Origin of the sequence: Vibrio sp. bablab_jr001 (genome assembly GCF_016464285.1) — a bacterium.
In the GTDB taxonomy this organism is placed as follows: domain Bacteria; phylum Pseudomonadota; class Gammaproteobacteria; order Enterobacterales; family Vibrionaceae; genus Vibrio; species Vibrio fluvialis.
The window spans coordinates 65,705-82,574 of the sequence record NZ_JACDWZ010000004.1 but is presented as its reverse complement, the minus strand read 5'-3'; the positions used below and the strand labels follow the sequence as shown (position 1 = coordinate 82,574).

Annotated in this window: 16 protein-coding genes and 1 pseudogene; 11 read left to right on the top strand and 6 right to left on the bottom strand. The window is 51.5% G+C overall.

The window, feature by feature from the left end; translation table 11 throughout:
• Positions 1-12: 12 nt before the first annotated feature.
• The 5 genes from accC to JIG40_RS00540 all read left to right on the top strand — a co-directional run bounded on the left by accC (position 13) and on the right by JIG40_RS00540 (position 5,702).
• Positions 13-1,356, top strand: coding sequence for an acetyl-CoA carboxylase biotin carboxylase subunit (gene accC / locus JIG40_RS00560; protein WP_020431203.1), 1,344 nt, complete (start codon positions 13-15; stop codon positions 1,354-1,356).
• Between the two features lie 138 nt (positions 1,357-1,494).
• Positions 1,495-2,382, top strand: coding sequence for a 50S ribosomal protein L11 methyltransferase (prmA, locus tag JIG40_RS00555; protein ID WP_032081850.1), 888 nt, complete (start codon positions 1,495-1,497; stop codon positions 2,380-2,382).
• 139 nt (positions 2,383-2,521) lie between these two features.
• On the top strand, positions 2,522-3,490 hold the full coding sequence (gene dusB, locus JIG40_RS00550; protein ID WP_038130037.1) for a tRNA dihydrouridine synthase DusB: 969 nt from the start codon (positions 2,522-2,524) through the stop codon (positions 3,488-3,490).
• A gap of 23 nt (positions 3,491-3,513) precedes the next feature.
• Complete coding sequence (gene fis, locus JIG40_RS00545) at positions 3,514-3,810, top strand: DNA-binding transcriptional regulator Fis (protein ID WP_000462885.1); 297 nt, start codon at positions 3,514-3,516, stop codon at positions 3,808-3,810.
• 251 nt (positions 3,811-4,061) lie between these two features.
• On the top strand, positions 4,062-5,702 hold the full coding sequence (locus JIG40_RS00540) for a methyl-accepting chemotaxis protein (RefSeq protein ID WP_158148005.1): 1,641 nt from the start codon (positions 4,062-4,064) through the stop codon (positions 5,700-5,702).
• A 38-nt stretch (positions 5,703-5,740) separates the two neighbouring features.
• On the opposite strand, the gene zntR is transcribed toward JIG40_RS00540, so the two are convergent.
• Entirely contained in the window at positions 5,741-6,139 is a 399-nt protein-coding gene (gene zntR, locus JIG40_RS00535) for a Zn(2+)-responsive transcriptional regulator (RefSeq protein WP_020332386.1), read from the bottom strand.
• Positions 6,140-6,141: 2 nt separating this feature from the next.
• Here zntR and JIG40_RS00530 point away from each other — a divergent pair.
• The 3 genes and pseudogenes from JIG40_RS00530 to purD form a co-directional block, all read left to right on the top strand.
• Positions 6,142-6,267 (top strand): annotated as a pseudogene (locus JIG40_RS00530) (phosphoribosylamine--glycine ligase); the annotation flags it as partial.
• 121 nt (positions 6,268-6,388) lie between these two features.
• Positions 6,389-7,981: a bifunctional phosphoribosylaminoimidazolecarboxamide formyltransferase/IMP cyclohydrolase gene (gene purH, locus JIG40_RS00525; protein ID WP_020332387.1), complete on the top strand. Its 1,593-nt coding sequence runs from the start codon at positions 6,389-6,391 to the stop codon at positions 7,979-7,981.
• Between the two features lie 87 nt (positions 7,982-8,068).
• A complete protein-coding gene (purD, locus tag JIG40_RS00520) occupies positions 8,069-9,361 on the top strand; it encodes a phosphoribosylamine--glycine ligase (protein WP_158151549.1) in 1,293 nt (430 codons plus the stop codon).
• Between the two features lie 78 nt (positions 9,362-9,439).
• Here purD and JIG40_RS00515 read toward each other — a convergent pair whose 3' ends face one another.
• Positions 9,440-10,132 carry a DUF1481 domain-containing protein gene (locus JIG40_RS00515; protein WP_020332389.1) on the bottom strand — a complete coding sequence of 231 codons (693 nt, stop codon included), beginning with the start codon at positions 10,130-10,132 and terminating at the stop codon, positions 9,440-9,442.
• Between the two features lie 42 nt (positions 10,133-10,174).
• A complete protein-coding gene (hupA, locus tag JIG40_RS00510; RefSeq protein WP_004728324.1) occupies positions 10,175-10,447 on the bottom strand; it encodes a nucleoid-associated protein HU-alpha in 273 nt (90 codons plus the stop codon).
• A 351-nt stretch (positions 10,448-10,798) separates the two neighbouring features.
• Between hupA and JIG40_RS00505 the strand changes: the two genes are divergently transcribed.
• Entirely contained in the window at positions 10,799-11,875 is a 1,077-nt protein-coding gene (locus tag JIG40_RS00505) for a hemolysin family protein (protein WP_024374124.1), read from the top strand.
• Positions 11,876-11,928: 53 nt separating this feature from the next.
• On the opposite strand, the gene JIG40_RS00500 is transcribed toward JIG40_RS00505, so the two are convergent.
• Positions 11,929-13,170 (bottom strand): mechanosensitive ion channel family protein, encoded by a 1,242-nt coding sequence (locus JIG40_RS00500; RefSeq protein WP_165881415.1) that lies wholly within the window; start codon positions 13,168-13,170, stop codon positions 11,929-11,931.
• Between the two features lie 178 nt (positions 13,171-13,348).
• Positions 13,349-13,954: a DUF416 family protein gene (locus JIG40_RS00495; protein WP_199464604.1), complete on the bottom strand. Its 606-nt coding sequence runs from the start codon at positions 13,952-13,954 to the stop codon at positions 13,349-13,351.
• Between the two features lie 72 nt (positions 13,955-14,026).
• On the opposite strand from JIG40_RS00495, the gene JIG40_RS00490 reads away from it, so the two are divergent.
• The gene (locus JIG40_RS00490; protein ID WP_199464603.1) at positions 14,027-14,953 is read left to right on the top strand and encodes a D-2-hydroxyacid dehydrogenase; all 927 of its coding nucleotides are present in this window, start codon (positions 14,027-14,029) and stop codon (positions 14,951-14,953) included.
• Complete coding sequence (locus JIG40_RS00485; RefSeq protein ID WP_199464602.1) at positions 14,953-15,531, top strand: uracil-DNA glycosylase family protein; 579 nt, start codon at positions 14,953-14,955, stop codon at positions 15,529-15,531. The genes JIG40_RS00490 and JIG40_RS00485 overlap by 1 nt, the downstream gene beginning before the upstream one ends.
• An 11-nt stretch (positions 15,532-15,542) precedes the next feature.
• On the opposite strand, the gene JIG40_RS00480 is transcribed toward JIG40_RS00485, so the two are convergent.
• Positions 15,543-16,862, bottom strand: a complete 1,320-nt coding sequence (locus tag JIG40_RS00480) for an MBL fold metallo-hydrolase (protein ID WP_199464601.1) — start codon at positions 16,860-16,862, stop codon at positions 15,543-15,545.
• Positions 16,863-16,870: the final 8 nt, after the last annotated feature.

Below are 16,870 nucleotides of genomic sequence, written 5' to 3'. Positions count from 1 at the left end.
AGGCGCGTAGTTATGCTAGATAAGTTAGTCATCGCGAACCGAGGCGAAATTGCGCTTCGTATTCTTCGTGCATGTAAAGAATTGGGCATCAAAACTGTTGCCGTTCACTCCACTGCAGACCGCGATCTGAAACACGTGCTGCTGGCGGACGAAACCGTGTGTATCGGTCCTGCGAAAGGCATCGACAGCTACCTAAACATTCCACGTATCATTTCTGCAGCAGAAGTAACCGGCGCAGTGGCAATCCACCCGGGTTACGGCTTCCTGTCTGAAAACGCGGACTTCGCTGAGCAAGTTGAGCGCAGCGGCTTTATCTTCGTAGGCCCGAAAGCCGACACCATTCGCCTGATGGGTGACAAAGTGTCAGCGATCACCGCGATGAAGAAAGCAGGCGTTCCTTGTGTACCAGGTTCTGACGGTCCTCTGGACAATGACGAAGCGAAAAACAAAGCGCACGCGAAACGCATTGGCTACCCAGTGATCATCAAAGCCTCTGGTGGCGGCGGCGGTCGTGGTATGCGTGTGGTTCGCAGCGAAGCGGAACTGGTCAATGCTATCAGCATGACCCGTGCAGAAGCGAAAGCGGCGTTCAACAACGACATGGTTTACATGGAAAAATTCCTGGAAAACCCTCGTCACGTTGAAGTGCAAGTTCTGGCTGATGGTCAGGGCAACGCCATTCACCTGGGTGAGCGTGACTGTTCAATGCAGCGTCGTCACCAGAAAGTGGTGGAAGAAGCTCCGGCACCAGGCATTACTGAAGAGATGCGTAAGTACATCGGTGAACGTTGTACTCGTGCATGTATCGAAATCGGTTACCGCGGCGCAGGTACGTTTGAATTCCTGTATGAAAACGGCGAGTTCTACTTCATCGAAATGAACACGCGTATTCAGGTTGAACACCCAGTGACTGAAATGGTGACTGGCGTTGACCTGATCAAAGAGCAACTGCGCATTGCGGCGGGTCAGCCACTGTCGTTCACTCAGGATGACATCAAAATCCGCGGCCATGCGATGGAATGTCGTATCAACGCGGAAGACCCAGAGCGCTTCCTGCCTTGTCCAGGCAAGATCACCCGTTTCCACTCACCAGGTGGTATGGGCGTTCGTTGGGAATCGCACATCTACTCTGGCTACACCGTACCAGCGTTCTACGACTCAATGATCGGTAAGCTGATCACCTTCGGTGAAAACCGTGACGTCGCAATCGCACGTATGCGTAACGCGCTGGATGAGATGATTGTGGAAGGTATCAAAACCAACATTCCACTACAGCAAGTCATTATGAAAGATGAGAACTTCCAGCACGGTGGCACCAACATCCACTACCTGGAGAAAAAACTGGGCATTCACTAACCCGGTCTTCTTATCGCAAATGCCCACTTCGGTGGGCATTTTTGTTTCCCCCCGACGCTCAAACGGACTAGCCCTATAAAAACGGGCCAAATCTGCTACACTTTGCGCCAATTGAACGAACTGAAGAGAGCAAGAGCAATGCCTTGGATTCAAATTAAACTTAACGCGACCAACGAAAACGCTGAACGCATCAGCGACATGTTGATGGAAGAGACCGGCGCGTTATCCATTACTTTCCTGGATGCGAAGGATACGCCTGTGTTTGAACCCCTGCCGGGTGAAACCCGTTTGTGGGGCGATACCGATGTTCTTGCCCTCTACGATGCCGAAGCCGACACCTCATGGGTTCTGAGCCAAATTCGCGCCAGTAACCTGCTGGCGGACGATTTTGCCTACAAAGTTGAGCAAATTGAAGACAAAGACTGGGAACGCGAATGGATGGATAACTTCCACCCGATGAAGTTTGGCCAGCGTCTGTGGATCTGCCCAAGCTGGCGCGATGTGCCTGATCCAGATGCGGTTAACGTTATGCTCGACCCAGGTCTGGCGTTTGGTACTGGTACCCACCCAACCACAGCGCTGTGTTTAGAGTGGCTGGACTCTCTCGATCTGTCCGGCAAGACAGTGATCGACTTTGGGTGTGGCTCAGGCATTCTGGCCATCGCGGCAATCAAGCTGGGCGCAGCGAAAGTGATCGGTATTGATATCGACCCACAAGCCCTGCTGGCGTCGAAAGACAACGCAGCGCGCAACGGCGTCGAAGATCAAATCGAAGTCTACCTACCACAAAACCAACCTGAAGGCTTAGTGGCTGACGTGGTCGTGGCTAACATTCTGGCCGGTCCACTGCGTGAACTTTCACCCGTCATCAAGAGTCTGATGAAACCAGACGGCCTGCTGGCGATGTCTGGTGTCCTCAACACCCAAGCTGAAGATGTGGCGGATTACTACCGTGACGAACTGCACGTTGATCCTATCAAAGAGAAGGAAGAATGGTGCCGTATCACGGGTCGCAAGCAAGGCTAGATAAGACTTTGCGTGCTAATTGACTGAAAAATAGACCATTTACAAAATGTTTTTGTAAATGCTCAAATATTAGTCTTTTCACGCATCGAAAAAATGCGTAAAATGCGCGCCCTTGCTGGTATGAAGCTGTGAAGACGTTTTGAAAATCGGAAATTATCAACTTAAGAACAATCTCATCGTTGCACCGATGGCCGGTGTCACCGACAGACCGTTTCGAGAGTTGTGCCTCCGCTATGGCGCGGGGATGGCCGTCAGTGAAATGATGTCCTCCAATCCTGCGCTGTGGAAAACAGACAAGTCCAGAAACCGCATGGTACATGAAGGCGAATCGGGCATTCGCTCTGTACAGATTGCTGGTTCCGATCCACAGCTGATGGCCGATGCGGCCCAGTTCAGCGTTGAAAACGGTGCGCAAATCATCGACATCAACATGGGCTGCCCAGCGAAAAAAGTGAATAAAAAGCTGGCCGGTTCTGCGCTGCTGCGCTATCCGGATGTCATTGAAGACATCCTGAAAGCTGTAGTGAATGCAGTGAATGTTCCTGTAACACTCAAAACCCGCACTGGCTGGGACCCAGAAAACAAAAACTGTGTCCAAATCGCTAAACTTGCCGAAGACTGCGGCATTCAGGCACTGGCGCTCCATGGGCGAACCCGTACCTGCATGTACAAGGGTGAGGCGGAATACGACAGCATTAAAGCGGTCAAAGCGGCTATTCAAATTCCGGTCATCGCTAACGGTGATATCGATTCTCCGGAGAAAGCCAAACATGTGCTGGAGTACACCGGCGCTGACGCTTTAATGATTGGACGACCTGCCCAAGGACGTCCATGGATTTTCCAGGAAATCCAACACTATTTGGAAAACGGCACCACGATGCCTGATCTCCCGACTTCGGAAGTGAAAGACATCCTGCTTGGTCATGTGAACGCTCTGCATCAATTTTATGGAGAGTATTTAGGCCCTCGCATCGTGCGTAAGCACGTTGGGTGGTATCTCAAAGAACATGAACAGGCAAGTGAGTTTCGCCGTACCTTCAATGCCATCGACCTTGCAGCAATGCAAATCGAAGCATTAGAGGGTTATTTTGATAACGTTGCATCATAATTAAGAGAAGAGCTAGACCGAATATGTTCGAACAAAATCTGACTTCAGAAGCTTTAACAGTAACAACCGTAACTTCACAAGATCAAATCACGCAAAAGCCACTACGTGATTCAGTTAAAGCGTCTCTTAAAAACTACTTGGCTCAACTGAATGGTCAGGAAGTGACAGAACTATACGAATTAGTTCTAGCTGAAGTTGAACAACCACTACTGGACACCATCATGCAGTACACTCGCGGTAACCAAACTCGCGCAGCAACGATGATGGGTATCAACCGCGGTACTCTTCGCAAGAAACTGAAAAAATACGGCATGAACTAATACGTTCTGACCCTTTTTTATAAACCGAGCCTCTGGCTCGGTTTTTTATTGCCTACAAACTGCACGCCTTCTGATGCAAACACACCATGATTTCGTTGAAAACAAGACCCAAGTTGCAAGTTATTGATTGTTCACCTTAAGTCTCATTTACGCTCATTTCCTCCTTTTGTTACAGTGCACAGTGCGATTAATAATTCTTCAATAACAACATCGCCTCTGTTTAACAGCCTGCATTACAAGGAGTGATGCTCATGAATTTTTCCAGTCTGCGTCAGATCAGTATCCGCGCCCGCCTCTACTTGCTGGGTGGTACGATTACATTACTTTTGCTGATCCCATTCACACTGCTCGTGCAGGACTATCAGGATGACCTGATGGATGCCAAGCAAACCAAAACCCGCCATCTGGTTGAAAGCACCACCTCTTTGCTCAACTACTTTTATCAGCAGCAAACCAGTGGCGCCCTCACCGAACAACAAGCGCAGCAACAGGCCAAACAGGCCATTGCCAGTGCCCGCTATGGTGCTGATGATTACTTTTGGATCAACGATCTGACTCCAACCATGGTAATGCACCCATTTAAACCGCAGTTGGATGGCAAAGCCTTATCTGGCATTCAAGATCCCAACGGCAAAGCACTGTTTGTCGATATGGCCAATCTCGCCCGTGACCAGGGAGAAGGGTTTGTCTATTACCTGTGGCCGAAGCCGGGTGCCGAAGTCGCTGTCGAGAAAGTCTCCTACGTCAAACTGTTCAAACCCTGGGGTTGGGTGGTCGGTTCCGGTGTGTATATTGATGATGTGCAAGCGCTGGTCGCGACACGGATGCAGACCGTGCTGCTACAACTGGCGATGGCCATTGCGGTAATGTTTACCCTCGCCTACACCATCGGTCGAAGCATTACGAAACCCTGTCTGGCAACGCTGTATGCGATGGAAGACATTGCCAAGGGCGAAGGTGACCTTACCCGTCAACTCGATACCAGCGGCAGTGACGAGCTGTCGCGCATCGCACGCGCCTTCAACCAGTTTACCGGCAAGATTCGTCATATCGTTCAAGACATCGCACCAATCACCGAGAGTGTTACCGGCAGCGCTCAGGAGCTGACGCAAGTGGCACAAAGTGCCTCCGGTAAAGCGATGGAGCAGCAGCAGTCTGTCGATACCGTTGCTTCGGCCATGAACCAGCTGCACGCCAGCAATCAGGAAGTGGCAAATGCGGCGCAGGAAGCTGCAGTAGCCGCGCAAACTGCCAGTGCCAAGGGTCAGGAAGGCAGTCATGTCATCGCCAAAGCCTCCGGCTATATGGGCTCTCTGTCTGAGCTGCTGAGTAAAACCGATCGCGACACTCAGGCTCTGGCCAGAGAAACAGAAGAAGTGGGCGCAGTGCTGGAAGTGATTCGTGGCGTCGCCGAGCAAACTAACTTACTGGCGCTCAATGCCGCCATTGAAGCCGCCCGCGCCGGTGAACAAGGACGTGGCTTTGCGGTGGTGGCCGATGAAGTACGCACACTCGCGACCCGCACGCAAAGCAGCACCAATGAAATCGAACAGATCATCGCCAGCTTGCAGCAGCGCACTCGCGATGTGAGCGCGTCGATGGAGCAAACACAGCAGCAATCGAAAGCCACGCAAGAGCAAGCGGATTTGGCTCAGCAGGTTCTCAATGCGATTGATCAGCAGGTCAGCACCATTCTGACTCTCAATCAGCACATTGCTGAGGCGAGTAACCAACAGTCGCTTGCCACCGATGAAATCAGCCGCAACCTGACGCAAATTGCCGATCACAGCACTCAATCCGCCGCACAAGCCCAGCAAGTCGCGGCTGCCAGCGAACTATTGATGGAAAACGGCCAGCAACTGATCCACAGCTTCTCAACGTTTAAGGTGTAACAGGAAGTCATGAGTTCAAAGGGCCGAAAGGCCCTTTGTTATTCCAGCGCTGCCAGAATGGAGCAATGGCTGGCGTCGTCATCTCGATGGCCACAGCAGGCATCATTGATTTTTTTCAGGGCGCTGCGAATACGCGTCAGCTCAGCAATTTTTTCATCGATTAACGCCAGCTTAGCGGAAGTAATCGATTTGACCTCCGCGCAGCTGTGCTCAGTCGCTTCCAACCGAATCTCAAGCAGTTCCTTAATTTCTTCCAGACTCAGCCCCAGCTCTTTGGCTTTGAGGATAAAACTCACCTGTTTCTGATTCTCTTCATCATACAAACGGTAACCCGAATCGCTGCGACCGGCTGGCGAGATCAGCGCATTTTTCTCGTAAAAACGCAGCGTATCGGTGGAAACTCCGCACCGTTTCGCCAATTCACCTATCTGAAACATAATTGTGCCTATTTACTCTTTGGTTACTTTTTTCGCTTGAAAAACCTGTTTTTAGCTATTATTTTTCCCATGCCAAACGATTGCGCGAGATCTTTTGTAATAAATTGGTTAGAATACGCGCCATCCAAACTCCTGGAGAAAAAGGTCTTTACCAAAACTGGCCAAGTTGTGATGCTATGCCATCACCCATGAACAATTTTGGCAAACATCTTTCGTCATTAACTCCGTGAATTTAAGGAAAATGGAAGCATGAATAACGCTCGTCCAATTCGCCGTGCACTCATCAGCGTATCAGATAAAACTGGCATTGTTGAGTTTGCAAAAGCGCTCTCTGAGCGCGGTGTCGACATCCTGTCTACTGGTGGTACCGCTCGCCTACTTGCCGAGCAAGGCATTGCAGTAACCGAAGTCTCTGACTACACCGGTTTCCCAGAAATGATGGACGGGCGCGTGAAAACGCTGCATCCGAAAGTTCATGGTGGCATTCTTGGCCGTCGTGGTCAGGACGACGATGTCATGAACACGCACGCCATTAATCCAATCGACATGGTGGTAGTGAACCTTTACCCATTTGCGCAAACCGTGGCCAATCCGAACTGCACCCTGGCAGACGCGGTGGAAAACATCGATATCGGCGGCCCGACCATGGTGCGCTCTGCGGCGAAAAACCACAAAGATGTGACCATCATCGTGAACGCGAGCGATTACGACCGCGTGATCGCCGAAATGGATGCAAACGACCAATCACTGACGCTGGACACACGTTTTGACCTCGCCATTGCTGCGTTTGAACACACCGCGGCTTACGACGGCATGATTGCCAACTACTTCGGCACCATGGTCCCGAGCTACGGCGAGAACAAAGAAGGCGATGAGGAATCAAAATTCCCACGCACCTTCAATCAACAGTTCATCAAGAAACAAGACATGCGTTACGGCGAAAACAGCCACCAAGACGCGGCTTTCTATGTGGAAGCAAACCCAGAAGAAGCATCGGTGTCTACCGCACGTCAGATTCAAGGTAAAGCTCTGTCTTACAACAACATCGCCGATACCGATGCTGCGCTGGAATGCGTCAAAGAGTTCGCAGAACCAGCGTGTGTGATCGTCAAACACGCCAACCCGTGTGGTGTGGCATTGGGCGGCGACATTCTGGAAGCGTACAACCGCGCCTACCAAACCGACCCAACCTCCGCATTCGGCGGCATTATTGCGTTTAACCGCGAACTCGATGCAGCAACGGCCACAGCCATTGTGGAACGCCAGTTTGTTGAAGTGATCATCGCACCAAGCGTCTCAGCTGAAGCGATTGACGTGGTGGCAGCGAAGAAAAACGTGCGTCTGCTGGAATGCGGCGAATGGCACAGCAAGACCACTGGTTTTGATGTGAAACGCGTCAACGGTGGCCTGCTGGTTCAAGACCGCGATCAAGGCATGGTGACACTAAGCGACCTGAAAGTGGTTTCTCAACGTCAACCGACCGAAGAAGAGTTGAAAGATGCGCTGTTCTGCTGGAAAGTCGCGAAATACGTCAAATCAAACGCGATTGTGTACGCCAAAGGCGACATGACCATCGGTGTTGGCGCTGGCCAGATGAGCCGCGTCTATTCCGCGAAAATTGCTGGTATTAAAGCTGCCGACGAAGGTCTGGAAGTGGCTGGCAGCGTGATGGCATCCGATGCGTTCTTCCCATTCCGTGATGGTATCGATGCCGCCGCAGAAGCGGGCATCAAATGCGTGATTCAGCCAGGTGGTTCAATGCGTGACGATGAAGTGATCGCCGCTGCGGACGAACACGGCATGGCGATGATCTTCACTGGCATGCGTCATTTCCGTCACTAATTCTTCGAGCCGTCACTTGGGAGCCCGTCAGCTTGGCCGAGCTCCTAATGATTAAGAGATCCGAATTTAAAATTAAGGAATTCATTTATGCGAGTTTTAATTATTGGTTCTGGCGGTCGCGAGCACGCGCTGGGCTGGAAAGTCGCGCAAAATCCTGCCATTGAAACCGTATTTATCGCTCCGGGGAACGCGGGTACCGCGCTGGAAGCGAAACTGCAAAACGTCAACATTGCGGTTGAAGATGTCGCGGGTCTGGTTGCCTTTGCACAAGACAACGAAATTGAGCTGACGATCGTTGGCCCTGAAGCGCCGCTCGTGATTGGCGTGGTGGACGCATTCCGCGCCGCTGGTCTGCCAATCTTTGGCCCGACTCAAGCCGCTGCACAGCTGGAAGGCTCTAAGGCGTTCACCAAAGATTTTCTGGCGCGTCACAACATTCCAACCGCCGCTTATGCCAACTTCACTGAAATTGAGCCTGCACTGGCTTATGTGCGTGAACAAGGTGCACCGATCGTCGTGAAAGCCGACGGTCTGGCCGCAGGCAAAGGCGTGATTGTCGCCATGACGCTGGAAGAAGCAGAAGAGGCCATCAAAGACATGCTGGCGGGCAACGCGTTTGGTGATGCAGGCAGCCGTGTTGTGGTTGAAGAGTTCCTGGATGGCGAAGAAGCCAGCTTCATCGTGATGGTCGATGGCGAAAACGTTTTGCCAATGGCCACCAGCCAAGACCACAAACGTGTCGGCGACCAAGACACCGGCCCGAACACCGGTGGTATGGGCGCTTACTCACCAGCACCAGTGGTGACCCAAGCAATCCACGATCGCGTGATGCAGGAAGTGATTTACCCAACCGTGCGAGGCATGGCGGCCGAAGGCAACCCATACACTGGTTTCTTATACGCAGGCCTGATGATCGACAGCACCGGCGCGCCAAAAGTGATTGAATACAACTGCCGCTTTGGTGACCCAGAAACTCAACCGATCATGATGCGCATGCAGTCTGACCTAGTTGAACTGTGTCTGGCGGCGATTGACGGCAAACTGGACCAAGTGGAATCGAAATGGGATCCGCGCGCGTCCATCGGTATCGTACTGGCCGCGGGCGGCTACCCGGGTGATTACGCCAAAGGCGACATCATTTCCGGCCTGCCAACCACTGAAGTGGAAGGTCAGAAAGTGTTCCACGCCGGCACCACCGACAAAGATGGCCACGTCGTCACTAACGGCGGCCGCGTTCTGTGTGCGACTGCACTCGGCAATACCGTTTCAGAAGCGCAGCAACGTGCGTACGAACTGGCGAAACAGATCAGTTGGAATGGCATGTTCCACCGCAACGACATCGGTTACCGCGCGATCGCTCGCGAGCAGGAAAACCAATAACTTCCAAAGTTGATTAGCAGAAAGGCGCCGTTAGGCGCCTTTTTTCTATTCGTAGTGTCCGTTCAAATGAGAACGTGATTATTCGCTGATCAGATTCGGACGACTAATGCAGTCGTGGTTATCATCAGCCAGCATCAGTAACTCTTCGACATACACTTTGTCGTTACGGATTTTGCCCAGAAAGGCGACATAGCTGTCGAGCGATGAGAGACGGTTGACTACAAAATTCGGTAAGGTTTGATTAAATTCAATCCTGCGATATTCTCGCCCGGTACAGGTTTCGAAAACCTCACCATCCCACACACCCTGAATCAATTCCAGACCCTGTGCATCCTGAGATTTGGTCATCTCTGCCAGAGCACTCGCCTGCTGCTGATAGTGCGACAACTGATCCTGATTAAGTGGCAGCACTTTACCGTCGACACGGTATTGCTGATACACCGCCTCACCATCTTTATTGAAGCGCAGCTGCACACGATAAGGGACTAAAGTTTGGTTCTTGGGCTGAACGCCTTCACGCACCACTTCTCGCACCTGGCCTTCATCCCAGCGATAGCTGGATTGATACCAGCCAAAGCGTTCAGACGAAACATAGTCGGCGGCGCTGCTGGGTTGATTCTGACGTTCGGTGTACCAATAGAAACTGGTGGCGTCTCCCATACTCTGACCACCCGTGTAGTCATTAATTTGCTCGAGATTAGCCGTCGGGAGAGAAGATGAGCATCCGGCCAGCAGGCCAAACGCAAAAATAGGAAACAGAAGTTTTTTCATAAAGGGAAAAACGCCGAGATACATATCTCGGCGTAGTATAGATTACTTCACTGAATCTTTCAGTGCTTTACCAGCGACGAATGCAGGTACGTTAGCTGCTGCAATTTTGATCTCTTCGCCAGTTTTTGGGTTACGACCAGTGCGTGCTGCACGGTGGTTTACTTTGAATGTACCAAAACCAATTAGTTGAACTTGGTCACCCTCTTTCAGTGCGCCTTCAACCGCGCCAAGAGTAGCTTCAAGAGCAGCTTTAGCCTGAGCTTTAGATAGATCTGCTTTCTCTGCGATAAAGTCGATTAATTGGGTCTTGTTCATTAGGTTTCCCTTCTCATAGGTTATCGAATTCAGTTCACTCTAAAGCATAAATGCCCCGTCTGGCAAAGGTTTGTCGCGTAACTTGTGCCTCTCTGACGTACTTTTAACCATAATATGAGTAATAACTCACAATTTGTTACCGATTGAACGAGGCGCCTGACTTGCTTTTAACGCAAAATGTCTCCAAATATTTCCGGTCAAACACCCGCTAAGCCTGATATATCAAGGTGTTTCGGAAATAAGATTGTTCACAATCAATACCGATGCGTAACAAATCCAGCACACTTTTTTGCGGAAAAACGTCATCAATCTGAATGTTTAATCGTTGGATAACACCATTAAGGAACCAGCATGTTTTTGCTTACGATATACGTCACTGTGGCGATTGGCGTATCGTTTATTTGTTCTGTACTCGAAGCCGTTTTACTCAGCCTGACGCCCAGCTATCTCGCCCAGCTCCGCCAGCAGTCACACCCGTCGGCCGAGAAACTGGCCCAACTGAAAGGCGACATCGACCGCCCACTGGCCTCTATTCTGACCTTAAACACCATTGCTCACACCATTGGTGCCGCAAGCGCCGGTGCGCAAGCCGCCGTTGTCTTTGGCAGCCAGTGGCTGGGGGTTTTCTCTGCCGTGCTGACGCTCGGTATTCTGGTGTTGTCTGAAATCGTGCCGAAAACTATTGGTGCAACCTATTGGCGCCAGCTCGCACCAGCCAGCGCCGTGATCCTTGGCTGGATGGTGTGGTGTTTGACGCCGTTTGTGTGGTTCTCGCAGCAAATCACCAAACGTCTGGCACGCAACATTGAAGTGCCGCGTCTGCGTGACGAACTGTCTGCCATGGCGCTGCTGGCCAACGAAAGTGGTGAACTGGCCGAAGGCGAATCGAAGATACTCAACAACCTGCTGGCCATCAGCGACGTGCCCGTCACTCAGGTCATGACACCGCGTACCGTGCTGTTTCGTGTTAATGCAGAACTGAGCATCAACGAGTTCCTGCTTGAACACCGCGATACGCCGTTTTCCCGCCCGTTAGTCTATAGTGAGGACAGCGATAACATCATCGGCTTTGTGCATCGCTTAGAGCTGTTCAAGCTGCAACAAAGCGGCTTGGGCGAGCAACAACTTGGCGCTGTGATGCGACCGATCCATGTGTTACTTAATACTCAAACCCTACCCAAAGCCTTTGCTCAGATGATGAAAAACCGTCTGCAGCTTTCCTTAGTGGTGGATGAATATGGCACCGTACAAGGTCTGCTGACGCTGGAAGATGTGTTTGAACACTTGCTCGGTGAGGAAATTATCGATGAAGCCGATAAGACCACCGACATGCAGAAACTGGCGACAGAACGCTGGGAAAATTGGAAAAAGCAACACGGTGTGATTGAAAGCCGTGACGAAGATGACCCGCAAGAGAACCGTAAATAAACCCTCTGCTTGCAAAGACAGCGCCCCTCGATAAGAGGGGCGTTTTTGATTGGCTAGTTCGCGTGCAATTGTCGGAAGTCGTGCCCTGTCGGCGCCTGAGCAACCCGCAGGCCAAAATCTGGCAACACGGCATACAAGTGGTCAAAGATATCGGACTGAATACGCTCGTACTCGACCCACGCGGTGGTATTGGTAAAGCAGTACAACTCCAACGCGATGCCTTCATGAGTCGGTGCCAGTTGGCGCACCATCAACGTCATACGCTGATGGATTTCCGGATGCGCACGCAGGTAACGCTCCAGATAGGCTCGGAAACTGCCCAGATTGGTCAGCCGGCGGCCGTTGATCAGACACTCTTCATCAAACTGCTGGCGATGATTGTACTGCGTGATCTCTTCCAGTTTGGTTTTGATGTAAGGTTCCAGCAACTTGGCCCGGGTTAAATGGCCAATATCCTGCTGAGACAGAAAATGTACGCTGGTCGCGTCAATCAGCACGCTGCGTTTGATGCGGCGCCCGCCCGAATCCTGCATCCCTTTCCAGTTTTTAAACGAATCGGAAATCAGTGCATAAGTGGGAATAGTAGTGATGGTTTTGTCCCAGTTCTGCACTTTCACAGTGGTCAGGCTGATATCAATCACGTCACCGTCGGCACCATACTTCGGCATTTCCAGCCAATCGCCAACGCTGAGCATCTTATTGGCCGAGAGTTGAATTCCAGCCACCAGCCCGAGGATCGGGTCTTTGAACACCAACATGATGACCGCGGTAAGAGCACCGACCCCACTCAACAGAATGAGCGGCGATTTACCCACCAGAATCGATGTGGCCAGCAGCGCCGCAATCACAAAGAAAACGATCTTCAGACTCTGCACAATGCCGCGCACGGGCATGTTGCGGCCAAGCGGCGTGCGTGACAGCAGCGTATCCGCCACGTCAAGTAGCGAAAACATCGCCAGCAAGGCAAACAGCACGATCCACAGCGCCACCAACGTCAGAATCCAATCACGGATTGCGCTCTCCGGTGACAGCCACATGCTGGTCTGAACCGCAATCAAAATGCCTTGAATGACCAAAGCAATCCGGCTGAACAACTTGCCGGCAAACAGCGCATGACGCCACACCGCCTCAGATTTGGCTGCGCGTCGTTTCAACCACGCGACCACTCCGCGATGCAATACGAGATGCACCACTACGGCAATCAGAACAATTAAGCCTAATGCTTCTGAAATCTTAAGAAACTGAGACATCTCAATACCAAACTGACTCAGCCAAGTCTCCAGAGACTGCAACATGTTTAACTCCTGCATTGGGAACAACGTGATACGCATCGTAACGCATTCTGCACTGCAGAACTGCGGCGGCAACAATTTATGACAATATTCGGACGCAATGAGGCGGTGACTGAAGGATGTTGTGGGTAAGGGAACGGATAAAGAAAAGGCAAGAGAGAGTCTCCTGCCTTGGGAAATATTACAATGACACGCCGATATTGCTGATGCAGTCGTCGCGCAGCTCCTGACGCAGATCTTTGATCAGATCGATATCGCGCTCACTTGCTTCACGCAGTGGTCGGTAGATGGCCCATTGCACATCCCACTCTTCGCACACGGCTTCGTTCTCTTTCTGATTGTCGTTGGTGATGGTTTCACCGGTTTGCGCTTCTTCCAGTTGCGCGACGGTTTGCACCGAAATCTGGCTGACTTTCTGCATCGATTCGTACAAATCATCGCGATCCAGCAGGCCATGCAGCGCCGTTGCGAGCGCTTCACACGAATCAATCGCAGGATAAACCGCGTACAGATCAAACTCGTCTGAGGTCGGGATCAGCTCTTCCAGCTTTTCCAATTGACGCTCAAAGTTAATCTTGGCGTTTTTCACCGTCATCAATTCCCAAATACTGTCGAGAATTTCACGGTAACGGCGTGGCTCAGCGAATTGGGTATGTTCACAGAACATGGCGTAATTCGGATACATGCGTTCACATAGACACGCCATAAAGGTAATCTGTTGCCAAGGTTCAAACTTCTCAAGGCGAAGTTGCAAAGGGTTCTGTAACCCATTTGATGTCTGTAACATGGTCACTCAATTCGTTGCGGATAAAGACAGCGGAAGTGTACTGGATAACCAGCAGGGAAAAAAGGCGCATCTATGAACAATTTCACTCATCAGCTGTACATTTTAACGGAGCACAATGACCTCTATCGCGACGCCATTGAAGCGCTGCAGCTGCCCGATCTGGTGATTACCGAAGATCGCAGTCAGGCAGACTTGTTACTGGCCGCACCGCCTATGGCCGCTCGCTGCCTGGAGGAATTTCCGCGTTTAGAGTGGTTGCAATCGGCTTACGCTGGCGTCGACGCCCTTATCACCCCGGCACTGCGCCAGGATTACGAGCTCACCAACGTGAAGGGCATCTTCGGCCAACAAATCGCGGAATACGTGCTCGGTTACACCATCGGTCACTATCGCCATTTCGCGCGTTATCAGCAGCAACAGCAGCATGCGCAGTGGCAGCCGCACTTATATCAATCGCTGACTGGCCAGGTGATGACCATTCTCGGCACGGGCTCAATCGGTGCCCATCTGGCTGATGTGGCTGCCGCATTTGGCCTAACGGTGATTGGCGTCAACAGCTCCGGCATTCCGCCCAAGCAAGGCGCCTTCAGTCAGACGTATCACATTAATGAATTACCTGCCGCACTCGCTCAGGCGAATATCGTGGTCAACACATTGCCCAATACGCCAAGCACGATTGGATTGTTGGGCCAAGAGACCTTGAGCCATTGCCAGCAGGCGCTGCTGTTCAACGTCGGTCGGGGCAAAACCTTAGTCGAAGATGAGCTGATTCCACTGATTGAACTTGGTCATATTCAGCACGCGTTTTTAGATGTTTTTGTCGCTGAACCGCTCGCCGAATCACATCCATTCTGGACACATGCGGCGATCACCGTCACGCCGCACATTGCTGCGCTGAGCTTTCCGCATCAGGTGGTGGAAATCTTTGCCGAAAATTACGCGTTATGGCGCAATGGCTTCCAGCTCAATAACCGCATTGATTTTGCCAAGGGGTACTGATGCTCTGTGATCTGCTGCGAGAAGTTCGTCAATGCCGGGTATGTGAGCCCGCACTGCCACTGGGTGCCAATCCGGTGATTCAGGCGCATGAAGAGGCGCGGATTTTGATCATCGGTCAGGCACCCGGTATTCGCGTACATGAAAGCTCGATACCGTGGAATGACCCGAGTGGCGATCGCCTGCGCCAATGGCTGAACGTGGACAAAGAGACGTTTTACAATCCGAAGCAGATTGCCATCATGCCGATGGGGCTGTGTTATCCGGGCAAAGGTAAGAGCGGCGATCTGCCGCCACGTAAAGAGTGCGCGCCGCTATGGCATCAGAAAGTGCTGGCGCAACTGCCCAACATCGAAATAACGCTGCTGATTGGTCAGTATGCGCAAAACTACTACCTGAAAGATAAACCATCCACCCTGACTGACACTGTCCGTCAATGGCAACGCTGGGCGCCACACTACATTCCTCTGCCGCATCCTTCACCACGCAATACCTTGTGGTTAAAGAAAAACCCGTGGTTTGAAGAAGAAGTGGTGACGTATATCCGCCAACATTTCCATACTCAGCTCAGCGCTCACTAGCGGTTCGGGTGTTATTCGATGACGTTGTAGCCTTTGTCACGCAGCAGTTGAGCGAACGCTTGCTTGGCCTCTTGTTCACCGTGGATTAGGTGCACTTCTTTTGGCTTCTCATCAATACCTTCGATAAATGCCAGCAGATCATCCTGGTCTGCGTGCGCGGAATAACCCGACATGACATGAATCTGAGCATTAACTTCAACCTCTTCCCCTTCAATCATCACCACTTTGTCGCCCTGCTTAATGGCACGCCCCAGAGTCCCTTCAGCCTGAAAGCCAGCGAAAATAACGTCGGTTCGAGGATCAGGAAGCAACGCTTTAAGATAATCAACAATTCGCCCGCCTTCACACATACCGGACGCGGCCACCACTATCGATGCCTCTCCGGTCGAAGCCAGTCGGTTCACCAAGGCTTCATGCGAGCGATAATCCTGAACCAGTACACACTGATCGAACGCCAGCGGATGACGATGCATTTCTAAACGCTCTTTGGCTTCTTCACCCCAGAGCTGTTTGAATCGACGATAAGACTCGGTGACTTTTTGTGCCATTGGAGAATCGAGAATGATAGGTAAATCAGCGTTGATCTGATGTTCATACACCAATTGCTCAATATCGAACAGCAGCTCTTGCGTGCGGCCAATACTAAAGGCGGGGATGAGAATCGTGCCACCATCGGCCAATGAACGATCGATGATTTCACGCAATTTGTTGGCGCGCTCTTCAACGCCATCATGATGGGTATCGCCGTACGTCGTCTCAATGACCAGATAATCTGCATGCATTGGCGGCACCGGATCGGGCAGTAACGGCGTGTTGCTCGGACCTAAATCACCAGAGAAGACAATCACTTCCTGATTCGGGAGTTGAATTTCAAGATAGGCGGAACCCAGAATATGCCCGGCAGGTACAAACTGGCACCGCAACATGACGCCGGAATCGGACTCAATCCGAAAACACTGTTCGTATTCAATCGGCTCAATCAGGTGGTCAATCTTATCCAGTACCACCTCCCGCTGCGCACGCGAGAATCCGGATTGTAACTTCATACCATCATCCAGCATCAGAGGAACCAATTCTGCCGTAGCCGGTGTGCAATAGATTGGTCCGGTAAAACCCGCTGCAATCAACCAAGGCAACCGACCGATATGGTCGATGTGCGCATGTGTCAGAATAAGCGCCTGGATGTGTTCAATCGGAAAATCCGGTTCGATATCCTGTACATCTTTGCCCTGAAACAGACCACAATCGACAAGAATCGCCAGATCATCAACAACCAGTTCATGACAAGAACCAGTCACCGTCTGTTTGCCACCATGATGTATGAGTTGCATGTCCTACT